Here is a 13,671-nt window from a genome sequence, read left to right as displayed (position 1 = left end):
GGTGCGCAACTCCGCACCTGAGAATCTCGAGATTCCGGGTCTGGTCCTTCGGACCATCCCGGAATGACAGGCCACTAGTTTGCCGCCCGGAACCGCGCCAGATAGTGCAAGCCGAACACCGCCAGCAGGAACGTGAACCAGATCGGATCGGAGCGGTCGAGGAAGAAGCTCTCCATCGCCGACAGATAGAGCCCGAACAGCCAGATCCGCAGCAGCGCCATCGCCAGCGGGCCGTTGTTGCCGCCTTCGGTCGCCCGCTGAAAGTTTTTGAGCGGCAGGATCACCAGCACGAGGATGAGCAGCAGCAGCCCGGGCACGCCCATGCCAAGCGCCGTGTCGAGATAGCCATTGTGGCTGTGCGCAGCGAAGCCGGCCCACTCCTTGCCTTCCGGCAGGTGCTGAATAGCGCTGGAGCCCCAGAAGGACGCAAAGCCGTAGCCGGTGAGCAGCCGTGCATGCAGCGACTGCAGCGCAAAGGCCCAAATGTCGGTGCGGCCGGTGAAGGTCGAGTCGAACGGCAGCAGCTTGGAAATTCCCGCAAGGCCCTCGAACATGACGGCGCCGATGCTGAGCAGGTTCAATAGTAGCAGCGGCGTCAGCAGGATGATGGCGCGCAGCCAGAACGAGCGGACAAATCCTGTAATCGACGTCAGCAGCAGCACCGCAAAGCACAGCGTGAGCGAGCTCTTGCCGGCCGAGTAGAGCAGGAACAGCGAGGCGAGGGCGACGATCGCGCCCCCCGAAATCCAGAGGCCGGAGCTGACGACGTACACGCCGAGGAACAGCACCATCACCATGACGGCCGCGGCCATGTTCTTGTGGCCGAACGCGCCGCGCCAGTTGCCGGCAAGGCCCGGCTCCTGCGGATCGCTCGCCAGGTGGATCGAAAGATCCGGCGCCAGCAATATGCCGAGATAGCAGATCGCCAGCAATGCGAGCGCCGAGATCGCGAACCAGTGCATCAATTCATGCTGCGATTTCGGCAGCAGCATCATCGATGCAGTCACCGCGATGACGCAGATGGTGAGCGAAAGACGCTTGACCGACGTCGCCGGATCAAACGACAGCACGACCGTGATCAGGAGCCAGGCGCCGAACAGGACAAAGGCCGGCGACAGCAGCGTCGCCAGTCCCCTGGCGTCACTCCGTAGGGCAAGTGCCAGCGTCAAGAGGCTCAGGGCGCCGAACGTCGCGTAGGTCATCAGCTCGTTGCCGGCGCCGACATCGCCGATCTGCAGATCGCCGAGGCTTTCGAACGGATGCAGCGTGACCCAGCCGAGCAGCAGCGTTCCGATAAAGGTCGCAGCCCGAACGACATCCATTACCTGCTGCCGCTCTATTCCGGCGGCGATGGTGCGTAGTCCGGATACGGCGACGAGCTGGCTCATGAGACGATCTTCGAGGCCTTGTAGGGCTGCGGTTCGAGGCCGAATGCCGCGAGCGCGCTGCCGATCGCAACCGTCACCGGATGCATGGCAATGGTCCCCTTGCGCTCGGTGAGGACCGCGTGCACGGCGTAGACCAGCGACAACGGCAAGGCCGCCAGCAGCTTGGCGGTCAGCTTCGCCCGCAACCAGCGTGTCGGCGTTGCCTTGCGCTGAACGTGATAATTGATCGCGCCGATCCGCAGGCCCCGCGTCACCAGCCATCTCAGGCTGGTACGGCCCTGCGGCACGGTCTCGCTGATTGCGGCTTCCGCCACCCAGTGGAAGCGCATGCCGAGCCGTTTGCACCGGTAGAAGAAATCGGTATCGCCGCCGCCGAGGAAGTTGAAGCGGAGGTCGAATGCCGGGGTGCCCAGCTGCTCGAATACCGAGCGGCGGATCAGGCAGTTGCCGCAGCCATAGATCACCGGCACCGGACCCGAGGCCTCATAGGCCGGCGCAAAGGCCGGATGACGCCGCAGGCCGCGCTTCCGTTGCTCGTCGAATTCAGGAAAGACCGGCCCGCCGACGATGTCGGCGCCGGTCGCTTCCGCCGTCCGCAGCATCTGCTTTAGCCAGTCCTTTGAGGCGACCTCGTCATCGTCGAGCATCAAGAGGCTGGTCGCTGCCGGAAAGGTCTGCAGAGCCGTCTCGAACGCGGCGTTGATCGCGTAGCAATTGCCTTGGCGCGGCTCGATCACACACAGCCCTGTGAGCTTCCCCGACGTGAGGTACTCGGTGGCAACCGGAACGCTCTCGCTCCTCGAGGCGTCGTTCTCCACCATGACGACGGCGAAGCGGCGGCTGGTGCGCTGGCCGGCGAGCGATTCCAGCGTCCGACGCAGGTAATCGGGGCGGCGGAAACAGGGAATGCAAATGACTGTTTCGATGGCGGGATCGAGCGTCTTCGAGACCGCCACCAGCGCGCGGAGCGGCCGGACCGCCGGATCGGGCGTGTTATCAGGGTGGTCGCGGGTCGGAATCTCTGCCATGACGCCAAGGTCGTTCACGAATGTGTCTCATCGTCCCGAAACGGGATGACCCGCGTCATCCCGGGACATTTCCGTCTCGCTAAGGTCGTTCATTGCGGATGCGATCCGCTGCCGCGGATGTAACGCGCAGAGCGGTGCAATATCCGGTCCCGCGGCGGAGCGGGAAGCGAAGAACTCCCGCGACGGTTAACGGACGGGGTTATCAACGGCTGAACAGCTTGCGGAACAAAGCTTGCGAGTTCGGAAGCTGGCCGTTGTCGATCTGGGTCGGCCACGCGCCGTTGACGTCGAAGTATGCGGCGTAGGCGATGCTGCCTTCGTTGTTCATGAACCAGTCATGCATCTTCTGAATGAAGAAGGGATTGTCGCCGGCGTTGCCGACGCCCCATTCGGGGTAGCTCATCTTCTTGCCGTGCTGGCGCGCAAACTCGCGGTGCCATTCCAGGCCGAACGGCGCCTTGACGTAGAAAGAATTCCAGCGTTCCTCCGGCGTGCCTTCCTGCTTGAAGTCGTAGACGTCGAGGCCGATGTAATCGACGACGTCATCGCCGGGATAGCTAGCATCCGCGGGGCCATCCTGCGGCCCCCATCCCGGACACCAGTCGAATTTGAAATCTGTCGAATAGCGGCGGAATATTTCGACGACGCGGCGGAACGCCTTGATGTAGTCGGCCTCATATCCTTTGGCGAACCAGGCCATCTCCGCCAGGTTCATCTCCCAGCCGAGGCGGATGATCGCGTGCGGATGCGCCTGCGAAATCGCGCGGGCGGCGGCTTCAAACTCGGCATCGTGCAGTCCTTCGGCGACTTCGGCGAGCGGCGTGCCCTTCATGGTCAGCGGGATCGACCACACCACGTTGCGCGCAGGGTTCAGCTTCTTCCAGATGCCCGGAACCCAGTCGATTTTGAAAAACTCCTCCCATGTCGCCTGGCCGTAGAAGTCGACACCGAGCACCGAGGATGGCTTTTGCTTCAGCCATTTCTCCCATGTCTGCAGCGTACGCTCGCGTCCTACTGGCCCCCAATTGACGAAGGCGCCGGCGAATTTGGCCGGAGTGACGACGCCGCGCGAGGCGGCATTGCCGTCGACATGCGCCAGCAGAAGCACCGTCACGACAAAGGCGGCCACAAACAGCAGGAGCCGCAGGCCCAGCCTTTGGCGCCTTCTCGGATCAGTTCGAAACATCGCCCGCCCTCTCTTGCTTGAGGGCAAAGGCACCGGACGGCCTTCGTCCAACCTCGATCGCGCCTTCGGCCGTGAGATAGCCCGCATCGGCATGAAGCGGGAAGCCGCTGCGATGGCCGGTCCGCGCCGTCGCAAAAAGATACAGGCCGGACAGGGTAGCTGTATCAAAAAGATCTGGTGTCTCGCTGGGTGCTCCCAGCGAAAGGAAATTCCGTTGAAAATTTAACATCGGCAATCCATGCGTCGACACGGTGGACGACTCCGTCAATCGGCTCAGCAATATCGAGGCCGGCGCGGCGAACACGCCCCAACGTCGCGTTCGCGATGGTTACCGCCGCGCCGGAGCTGCCCTTGCGTGTCGCATATGCGGACAACGCGGACAGGCCGCATGTGCCGGAAGCGCTAGGCTTCACCACCAATCGGGAATGATCCGCAAGGCACTGCAGCAAAGCGACGGGTTAACCACGCCCACGCACCGCAAAAAGTGGCGCATCGGTTCGGCACCGATCTTGCTCCACTGGCCGCGCAGGAGGATTGCGTCGGTTAACGACCACCCTTCGGCGGATCGTCGAGATGAATAGTGCCTGTATCGTTAACCCTGAACCCATTGCCGGACCGCAGTTCCGCGTTTTCAAAGGCCGAAACATTAATGCTGAGCCAGACGGTCCATTATTCGGTTGCGAGCGTTGTATCGGCGGCCATCGGCCTGCTGAGCGCGGTCGTGTTCACGCGACTGCTCTCGCCGGACGAATATGGCGTCTATGTCGTCGGCCTGAGCACGGCGGGCATCGTCTCGGCGCTGCTGTTCACCTGGGTCCGCGTCTCCGCGCTGCGGTTCCAGTCGGAAGGCGGTACGGTCGATGTCCGAAAAACCATTTTCCTCGCCTATCTCATCTCCGCCCTCGCCGCGCCGGTCGCGCTTCTTGTGGCCACGCTGACCACGTCGGTTTCGTTCGAGCGCAATATCGCGGCGGTTTTCTTCGCGCTGGGGCTAGGCCTGTTCGAGCTCGGGCAGGAATTGCTGAAGGCGCGACTGCAGTCGCTCGCCTTCATGTCGGCGTCGATCATTCGCGCCTGCTTGGCGTTCGTGCTGTGCCTGGTCGCGGCGCTGTTCGGCGGCGGCGGGCTGTGCCAGCTCGCGATGGCCGCCCTCACCTATTTCATCACCACGGCGCTGTTTGCCAGCACGATCCTGCGGTCGCCGGTGGCCGGGCCGAAGATTTCCGATCTGCGGACGTTTGCCGGCTTCGGCATTCCGATCACGCTGTCCGGCATCGTGTTTGCGATCCATGCCGCGCTCGACCGCATGCTGGTGTTTCATTTCATGGGCGACCACGCCGCCGGCCAGTACGGCGCCTCTGCCGACCTCGTGCGGCAGATCATCCTGATTCCGGCGGTCAGCATCGCCTCCGCGACGATCCCGCTGGCGGTGCGCAGCTACGCCAATGGCGGCGCCGACGAAGCGCGGCCGCATCTGGAATTCAGCCTGGAAATCCTGCTTGCCGCGGTGCTGCCGGCCGTCGCCGGCGTGGCGCTGACGAGCAGCTATATCGCCGGCGTGATCCTGGGTACTGAGTTCCGGGAGACCGCCGCGCAGATCATGCCGATCCTGGCGTTCGCCTGGCTGTTCCAGTCGTTCTCGCAGTCCTACATCCACGCCAGCTTTCATCTCGCCAAGACGCCGTTCATGATGACGACGCAGAGCATCGCGATGCTGACCGCGAATTTGCTCGTCATGCCGCTGCTGCTTGCGCGATTTGGCCTGGTCGGCGCGGCGGCAAGCCTCGTCATCGTCGAGGGCTTCGGCGCCGCGTTCGGCTGGTACCTGACGCGCAAGGCGTTCCCGCTGCCCTTCAACGCCTTCCAGGCCGTGCGCATCGTCGTGGCGACCGCGATCATGGCGCTGGTGCTGACGTTGCTGAAGCCACTGCTGCCCATCGGCATCATCTCGTTCGGCATCCTCGCCGCCACCGGCTGCCTCGTCTACGTCGCGGCCGCTTTCGCATTCGATATCGCAGGTCTGCGGAAAGCCGTGATCGCTGAGAGCGCGCGCCGCAACTTCCGGCCGACTGGCCCCTCGAAGCACGAAAGCCCGCTTCCGGCCTCTCTCACGGCTCCCTCCACGGGGCTTCCCAGCATGTCGGTCAGAGAACCATGATGCGGCTCGCGAGCAAAAATCCAGCCGTCGCAGTCGACGATCGACATGTCATTTGTCGAACCAACCCGGTGTCGCTGTCTGATTTCACCGACAAGCGGCGCCAGCCGACGCGCCCGCCCGAATTCCGCGGCGAGAATTTCGACCGCGATTTCGACAGCAACACGCTGTTCTACGACGCGGTGCAGGTGGACAAATCGCGGGTTGCGCTGTTCGCGCCGCCGTTCTTCAACCTCACGCGCGACATCGCGACGACGACCTTCATCAGCGGCTCGGGAACGTGCAAGGCGCGGGCTCGGCACCTCGACCGCCATGCCCAATTGTGGCTGGACATTGCCGAGCATGCCGGCCCGATCCAGGCGCTCGGCGATCTCGGCAGCTTTACCTTTCCGGTTTCGCCAAACTATTCGCAAATATTCCGGGATCGTCGCGTCATCTTCACGATGTCGAAGGACAACCCGATCGAGTGGATCCTCGACTGGGTGCGGTTCAACCGCGACATTCACGGAGCGGATGCCGTTCTGATCTATGACAACGGCTCCAGCGCCTATGATGCCGCCACCTTGAGCGCGGCGCTCCGATCGGTTCCGGGCATCGACTGTTCGGTCGTGATGGAGTGGCCGTTCAAATACGGGCCGCAGGGAGCCAATAGCTGGGATCATTGGGATTCCGATTTCTGCCAGCTCGGCGCCTGGGAGCACGCGCGGTGGCGGTTCCTGCAGCATGCCCGCAGCGCAATGAACTCCGATATCGACGAGCTCGTGCTGTCGAAGACCGGGAAATCGGTATTCGAAGCCGCCGAACAATCGCGCACCGGGCTGGTGCGGTATCGCGGCCGCTGGATCATCGGTATCGATGATGGCGTTCGCGACGATATGCGCAAAGCCCCGCATCGGCACGCCGACTTCTCGATCCTGATGCCGCCGGACTACAAGATCTCGCAGTTCGGGCTGCGGCGCGACGCCAACGAATGCCTGCCGAAATGGACAGTGGTGCCGAGCCGATGCCCTGTTCATGCGCAATGGCACGTCCATTCGATCTTCTCGTGGTGGGCATCGTATTTCTGCACCAGGCAGTTCTCGTTCCGGCACTTTCGCGAGATCGGCAGCAACTGGAAATACCAGCGCACCCACCGCGTGCCGCTCGATCCGCAGGTTCACAGGGAAGACCGCGCATTGCTGGACGCTTTCCAGCGCGTCGATTGGGAAAACTAGAATGAACAGGGTAACCCCCACCTCGGAATGGATGACGTCGATGGAAGATGCCATCACGCTTGGCCGCACGCAGACCGCAGCCGCCGTGCCGGAGGCCGCGCAACATCCGCAGGCGCTGCTCGAGCTGGCTCATGGCGAAGCACGGCAGAGCCTGCTCACCGTCCATGGCATTCTCGAAGCGATTCTCCCCTCCGGGGAGCTCGCGATCTACGAGGCCGGCGGTGGCTCGACCAGCTTCCTGCCGATCAAGGTGTTGCATCGCGCCCACGTTACCGTGGTCGACATCGACGAGGACCAGATCCGCAACAACGATTACGCGCATCAGGCCATTCTCGGCGACATCCAGGTCCATCGCTTCAAGCCGAACAGCTTCGATCTGGTGATCTGCTACAATGTAATCGAGCACGTGCCCGACGTGGAAGCCGCGCTGTTGCGCTTCTGCGAGGCGCTGAAGCCAAACGGCCTGATCCTGATCGGCGCGCCGAATCCGAAATCGCTATCCGGCGTCGTCACCAAATACTCGCCGCACTGGTTCCATGTCTGGTTCTACCGGCATGTCCGCGGCGACAAGAAAGCCGGCCTGCCGGGCCACGCGCCGTTCCCGACGCTATTCCATCCGCTGGTCACGCTTTCGAACCTTGAGGCGTTTGCCGAGGCCAACGGGCTGCAGATGATCTATCGCAAGCAGTATGAGAGCCCGCGCTATCCAGAGATGCGACTTCGCATGCCGTTCTTCGCGAATCTCGTCGATGCCGGTGCGTGGGTGATGAACTTCTTCCTGCCCGGAAAAACCGACGTGCGCCACGGCGACTACCACGTGATCCTACGGAAGCGGTAACGACGATGAATGCGCTGTTGTCAGAAGCACGAGCAAAGGTCGGCCACCGGCTAGCGATGCATCTGCGCGTCGATCTGTTTCGCTTGCGCAACGCGACGCCGATGGTCAGCTTCACCTTCGACGATCTGCCGAAGAGCGCAGTGACATCAGGCGCCGCGATGCTGGAAGCTCATGGCGCGCGGGCGACGTTCTATGTCTCCGGCAGCCTGGTCGGCGCCGATGCGCCGGACTGGACGGCTGGCGACGCCGACGACGTGGTCGCGCTTCATCGCAGGGGCCACGAGATCGGCTGCCATACGTTCTCGCATCTGCGCGCCTGCGATCTCGACGAGGTCGCGATGCGGCGGGAAATCATGCACAACCGCGCCTATCTTCGCGCGCTCGATCCCTCGATCCGGATCGAGAGCTTTGCCTATCCATTCGGATACGGCTCCTACGCACGAAAATATCAGCTCAGGAGGGCGTTCCAGACCTGCCGCAGCATCGTGCAGGGCGTCAATTCCGGTGACGTCGACCTGCAGTTCCTGCGTGCGATGCCGCTGATCGATCGCGAGATGGACCGCGACGGCATCGATCGCGCCTTCGACGAGGCGCAAACCAATAACGGATGGTTAATTTTCTATGGCCACGACGTTGCGGAACGGCCGAGCCCCTATGGCTGCTCGCCAGCTTTGCTCGGCCATGCGCTCGAAGCGGCGTCGTGCCGAAACATCCCGGTCTTGACCATGGCGGAGGCGATGCGATGCGCCCGCGCTTAAACGCTTTGTTTGCCAATTCCGGGAATAGTCCCTTGTCGAGTATGGTTAATTTTCCCTGTTGCGTTTGTTCAGCGCCTTTTTTTGGCGCACAGGGCGTGACCCGAAGAGTAACCCCTCAGCCGTTGCGTATGGCAGTTCGAATGGAAGCTGGGGCCGATGCTTATCTATGACCAGCCGATAGAGCGGGCGAAGCCCGAAGGCAGGCCGGCGGCAGCCGTGCCGGCCGGCTTCAGCGTGCTCGAACTGGTCCAGCTGCTGTGGCAGCGCAAGGCCGCGATCGCATCGGCTGCGCTGATTGCCGCCTGCGCGGCGGTCGCGGTCGGCAAGAGCCTGACGCCGAAATACACCGCCTCCGCCCAGCTCTATGTCGACCCCCGCGAACTGCAACTCGTCGATCGCGAGCTCACGCCGCGCGCCCAGGATATTTCCGGCCTTGCCATGGTGGTGGAAAGCCAGGCGCGCGTCATCACCTCCAACAACGTGCTGCTGCAGGTGATCCGCGACACCAATCTGGAAAAGGATCCGGAGTTTGGCGGCCGCGACGGCAAGGGTTTCCTAGGATCGTTGCTCGGCCTGGTCGGGATCGAGATGCGGCCGAGCGCCGAACAGCAGAAGCAGATCCAGATGGGCGCGCTGGAAGCGCTCAACCGCCACATCAACGTCAAGAAGACCGATCGAACCTTCATCGTCGATATCGACGTCTGGTCCTATGAGCCGGCCAAGGCGGCGATGCTCGCCAACGCGATCTCGAAGGCCTATCTCGCCGAATCCAAGCAGTCGCAGGCGGCCGCGGCGCGGCGCGCCACCACCGACCTGTCCGGCCGGCTGAAGGAACTGCAGGAGCGGCTGCGCAACGCCGAGAACACCCTCGCGGTCTACAAGGCGCAGAACAATTTCGTCGGCACCCAGGACACGCTGATCAGCGACCAGCAGCTCTCCTCAAGCAACCAGCGGCTCGCCGCCGCCCGCGCGCTGACGCTCGACGCACAGGCCAAGTACGACCAGATCGAGGCCAGCCGCAAGGCCGCCTCCGATCCGAGCGCGATCCCCGAAGTGCTGCAGTCGCAGACCATCGCCAATCTGCGGGCCCAATATGCCGAAGCGCGCAAGCGACAGGCGGAGCTGCAGAGCGAACTCGGACCGCGCCATCCGGCGCTGCGCCAGGCCGAACAGCAGGTGCAGGACCTCCGCCGCACCATCAATGAGGAGGTCGGGCGCTTCGCGCAGGCCGCCAAGAACGACCTGATCCGCGCCCGCGACTATGAGGCCTCGCTCAGCAAGGCGCTGGAAGCTCAGAAGCGCCAGAGCGTGCAGATGAGCCAGGCCTCGGTGCGCCTGCGCGAGCTCGAACGCGATGTGGATGCGAGCCGTGACGTCTATCAGTCGTTCCTCAAGCGCTCGCGCGAGACCGAGGAACAGGAGAGCCTCAATACCTCGAACGCGCGCATCATCGGCGAAGCCACGGTGCCACAGCGGCGCACCTTCCCGCCGGCGATGAGCCTGCTGGCGATGATCGGCTTTGTGCTGGGCGGGCTGGCTGCTGCGGGATGGATCATCGCCGCCAATCACCTGGCACCGGGCACGGGCCCGCTTCCGCGGCCGGAAGAAACGCCAGCTCTGAAAGAATTCGCGGTGGCGAAGGGCGGCGGCGACCCCCGGCCGCAAACCGCCGTCAGCCTGATCGAAAAGCCGATGATCATCGAGCTGCAGGAAACCGACGTGATCCGCACGCTCGGCGGCATCCTCGCAACCGACAGCACCGCCGACGTCACGCGGCTCGGCTGGCCGACGCTGCGCGCGGGCTTTCCGCTGATGACGGTGCTGAGCGCCATCCGCGAGATGCGCGCGGCACTGACCAGACGCGCCGGCGAGCAAACCGTGCCGGTGATGGCGGTGATCGGCGCGGATGCCGACCAGGATCGCAGCATTGCCGCGCTGAACATCGCACTCGCCGCCGCCCGCGACGGCGTGAAGGTGCTGCTGATCGATGCCGACCTCAAGCAGCGCACACTATCGGGCAAGGTGAGCCATCTCGCCAGGAGCGAGCCGAGCCGGTTCGGCTGGCTTGGGATCGGCACCAGGGCGCCACGGGCGATTGCGACCGCCAACGGCATTTCGATCCTGCCGGTCCTCAATACGGGCGACGCCAAGGCCGGCGACGCCATCGGCAAGGCGGTTGTGCAGGCCCGTTCCGAGACCGGCTGCGACCTCGTGATCCTGGACGGGCCAGCGCTGCCGTGGGGACCGGCCGACCGCAAGCTGCTCGATATCGCGGACGGGCTGGTCGGCATCCTGCCGACGGAGCTCGACATCAACGAACACATGGAAGGCATCATCTCCGCCCTCGGCGGCGATGAGCGCAAGATCGTCGGTGTCGTCCTCAGCGAAGTCACTCCGACGGCCCCGGGCTCACAGCAGGACAGGCAATATGCGTGAGCGCCGCATAAATCCTGTCGGCAGGGCCGCCACGGCCAGCATACCCCGCATCACGCTGGGTGGGCTGCGGCTTGCCGTGCTGGATCTGGAGCAGACCGCGAACTTCATGATCGATGCGGTGTTCCCGCAGCGCCGCGCCAATCGTCCGCTCTATCTGACGTCGGCCAATGGCGAGGTGCTGGCGCGCTGCTCGACCGAGCCGATGACCGGCCGGCTGTTTCGCGCCGCCGACCTGATCAACGCCGATGGCCAGCCGCTGGTGACCGTATCGAAATTCAAGTCGAAGACGCCGCTGCCCGAGCGCGTCGCGACCACCGACCTGTTCCACGTCGTTGCCTGCAAGGCGCAGGCGGCAGGGCTCACCTTCTATATGCTCGGCGCGGACGAAGCGGAAAACGCCGCCGCGGCCGCTTGCGTTCGCCGGCAATATCCACGCCTCAAGATCGTCGGCCGTTGCCACGGCTATCTGCGCGGCGAGGCGCTGCGCGCCAAGGTCGCCGAAATCAATGCACTGGCGCCGGACTATCTCTGGGTCGCGCTCGGCGTTCCCTATGAGCAGGCGTTTGTCGAGGAGTTCGCGTCCGCGCTCTCCAATGTCGGCGTCATCAAGACATCGGGCGGGCTGTTCAACTTCCTGTCGGGCAGCCGCACTCGCGCGCCGATCTGGATGCAGCATGCCGGCCTCGAATGGGCCTGGCGCATCTGGCTGGAGCCACGCCGCCTGTTCTGGCGCTATTTGACTACCAATCCCCGCGCCCTCTATCTGTTGCTGAACAGGAGCCGATCAGCGGATATCGGTCGATCAGGGGATATCCGCAGGAACCACAATCAATGAGCAACCGTCCAGCAATTCTCGTGACCGGCGGCGCCGGCTATATCGGCTCGCATTGCTGCCGGGCGCTGGAAGCGGCCGGTTACCTGCCCATCACCTACGACAATCTGTCGACCGGGCATCGCAGCTTCGCCACCGGCACGCTGGTGGTCGGCGATATCGCCGACAAGGCCACGCTGGCGCGGACCTTTGCCGAACACGACATCGTCGCCGTGATGCACTTTGCGGCCTCGAGCCTGGTCGGCGAATCCGTCACCGACCCGCAGAAATATTACCTCAACAACTTCGCGGGCACGCTGGCGCTGCTGGAAACCATGCGCGCGGCCGGCTGCGCCCGACTGGTGTTTTCCTCAAGCGGCGCGGTCTACGGCAATGCCGACAGCAAGGCGTTGCCGGAAAGTCATCCGTGCGCGCCGATCAACCCCTATGGCGCCTCGAAATGGATGGTCGAGCGCGCGCTGGCGGATTATCGCTCGGCCTACGGCTTCGGCTCGTTTGCGCTGCGCTACTTCAACGCCGCGGGCGCCGATCCGGCCGGCGGCATCGGCGAGATGCGCGAGGTGGAGACGCACCTCATTCCGCGCGCCATGATGGCGCTGCAGGGGCATGTGCCCGAATTTGCGGTGTTCGGCGACGATTATGACACGCCCGACGGGACCGCGATCCGCGACTACATCCACGTCACCGACCTCGCGGCGGCCCATGTGCTGGCGCTGAAACTGCTGCTGGACGGCCATAGCGGCGGCGCGTTCAATCTCGGCACCGGCAACGGCTTTTCGGTGCGCGAAATCCTTGCGGCGATCGCGTCCGAGACCGGGCGCGAAGTCCCGCATGTGGTCAGGCCGCGCCGACCGGGCGATCCGACCTACCTGGTCGCCGATCCCTCCGCCGCGCGCGACACGCTGAACTTCCACCCGACGCATTCGGATCTGGCCACGATCATCCGCACCGCCTGGGCCTGGCACAAGAAGGCGCACCCGCTGAAGGCGGGTGCACCCGGTTGAGCCGCCGACCAATTCCGCCTTGTCGTAGGAGCAAGGCGCATCCACAAACTCGTCATGCCGGGCTTGTTCCGGGCATCCGCGCCTTTGTCTCCCGCATAAGAACATGGATGGCCGGGACAAGCCCGGCCATCCACGATGCGGAAAGAGCTCGGCCGCCTTACAGCGACTTGATCTGCACCTTGCGGAACTTGATCACGCCGGCGCCGTATTGCAGGGCAAATGGACCGCCGGCGTGTTTTGAATCCTGGACATCGACGGTCTTCTGGCCGTTCAACATGACGACGAGATGCGGCCCCTTGGCGGTGATCTCGAAGGTGTTCCATTTGCCGCCGACCTTCGGCATCGGATCGACCTTGGCGACGTCGACGATCGCGCCGGTGCCGTAGGTCGGATCGGGCCGCTTGTCGAAGATGTTGACCTCGTAGCAGATCTTGGAGTCGATCTTCGCGGCCTGATCGCAGCGAATGAAGATGCCGCTGTTGGCGTCGTCGTCGGCCCAGAACTCGACCTTCATCTCAAAATCCTTGTAGGACTCCTTGCTGACGAGATAGGACGGGTCCTTGCCTTCGGTGATCTTGTCGGCGACGAGCGCGCCGTCCTTCACGGCCCAATTGGCTTTGCCGACCTCGGCCCAATCGAGCATCTTGGTGCCGTCGACGAGCGTCACCCAGCCGCCCTGGCCCGATGCCACGCTTGAAAATTGAACGGCGGCGGCACCCATCAACAGGCCGGCCGCGAGTATCGACAGTCGCTTCATGAACGTAGCCCTCCCATGGCTGCTTTTGGTTGGGCGGAAACCTAGCATCACAGTATCTGGCGTAAATCCGTTTTT

Annotated in this window: 12 protein-coding genes; 7 read left to right on the top strand and 5 right to left on the bottom strand. The window is 63.8% G+C overall.

Annotated features, from left to right (window positions below):
• Positions 1-74: 74 nt before the first annotated feature.
• The 4 genes from RX331_RS05865 to RX331_RS05850 form a co-directional block, all read right to left on the bottom strand.
• A complete protein-coding gene (locus RX331_RS05865; protein ID WP_317255680.1) occupies positions 75-1,388 on the bottom strand; it encodes an O-antigen ligase family protein in 1,314 nt (437 codons plus the stop codon).
• Entirely contained in the window at positions 1,385-2,416 is a 1,032-nt protein-coding gene (locus RX331_RS05860) for a glycosyltransferase family 2 protein (protein WP_317258030.1), read from the bottom strand. Before RX331_RS05860 ends, RX331_RS05865 begins: the two co-directional genes overlap by 4 nt.
• A 202-nt stretch (positions 2,417-2,618) precedes the next feature.
• Entirely contained in the window at positions 2,619-3,602 is a 984-nt protein-coding gene (locus RX331_RS05855) for a hypothetical protein (protein WP_317255679.1), read from the bottom strand.
• Positions 3,589-3,852 (bottom strand): hypothetical protein, encoded by a 264-nt coding sequence (locus tag RX331_RS05850; RefSeq protein WP_317255678.1) that lies wholly within the window; start codon positions 3,850-3,852, stop codon positions 3,589-3,591. The genes RX331_RS05855 and RX331_RS05850 overlap by 14 nt, the downstream gene beginning before the upstream one ends.
• A 399-nt stretch (positions 3,853-4,251) precedes the next feature.
• On the opposite strand from RX331_RS05850, the gene RX331_RS05845 reads away from it, so the two are divergent.
• The 7 genes from RX331_RS05845 to galE all read left to right on the top strand — a co-directional run bounded on the left by RX331_RS05845 (position 4,252) and on the right by galE (position 12,839).
• Positions 4,252-5,760, top strand: a complete 1,509-nt coding sequence (locus RX331_RS05845) for an oligosaccharide flippase family protein (protein ID WP_317255677.1) — start codon at positions 4,252-4,254, stop codon at positions 5,758-5,760.
• A 68-nt stretch (positions 5,761-5,828) separates the two neighbouring features.
• Positions 5,829-6,971 carry a hypothetical protein gene (locus RX331_RS05840; protein WP_317255676.1) on the top strand — a complete coding sequence of 381 codons (1,143 nt, stop codon included), beginning with the start codon at positions 5,829-5,831 and terminating at the stop codon, positions 6,969-6,971.
• Between the two features lie 40 nt (positions 6,972-7,011).
• Entirely contained in the window at positions 7,012-7,809 is a 798-nt protein-coding gene (locus RX331_RS05835) for a class I SAM-dependent methyltransferase (protein ID WP_410708253.1), read from the top strand.
• 17 nt (positions 7,810-7,826) lie between these two features.
• Complete coding sequence (locus RX331_RS05830) at positions 7,827-8,567, top strand: polysaccharide deacetylase family protein (protein WP_317255674.1); 741 nt, start codon at positions 7,827-7,829, stop codon at positions 8,565-8,567.
• Between the two features lie 156 nt (positions 8,568-8,723).
• Positions 8,724-11,003: a GumC family protein gene (locus tag RX331_RS05825; RefSeq protein WP_317255673.1), complete on the top strand. Its 2,280-nt coding sequence runs from the start codon at positions 8,724-8,726 to the stop codon at positions 11,001-11,003.
• The gene (locus tag RX331_RS05820; protein WP_317255672.1) at positions 10,996-11,838 is read left to right on the top strand and encodes a WecB/TagA/CpsF family glycosyltransferase; all 843 of its coding nucleotides are present in this window, start codon (positions 10,996-10,998) and stop codon (positions 11,836-11,838) included. Before RX331_RS05825 ends, RX331_RS05820 begins: the two co-directional genes overlap by 8 nt.
• Positions 11,835-12,839, top strand: a complete 1,005-nt coding sequence (gene galE / locus RX331_RS05815) for a UDP-glucose 4-epimerase GalE (protein ID WP_317255671.1) — start codon at positions 11,835-11,837, stop codon at positions 12,837-12,839. Before RX331_RS05820 ends, galE begins: the two co-directional genes overlap by 4 nt.
• A gap of 157 nt (positions 12,840-12,996) precedes the next feature.
• Here galE and RX331_RS05810 read toward each other — a convergent pair whose 3' ends face one another.
• Positions 12,997-13,596 carry a DUF1080 domain-containing protein gene (locus RX331_RS05810; RefSeq protein WP_317255670.1) on the bottom strand — a complete coding sequence of 200 codons (600 nt, stop codon included), beginning with the start codon at positions 13,594-13,596 and terminating at the stop codon, positions 12,997-12,999.
• Between the last annotated feature and the right edge of the window lie 75 nt (positions 13,597-13,671).

This window comes from Bradyrhizobium sp. BWA-3-5 (assembly GCF_032917985.1).
Taxonomy (GTDB): Bacteria; Pseudomonadota; Alphaproteobacteria; order Rhizobiales; family Xanthobacteraceae; genus Bradyrhizobium.
This window is presented reverse-complemented; position numbering and strand designations above follow the sequence as displayed.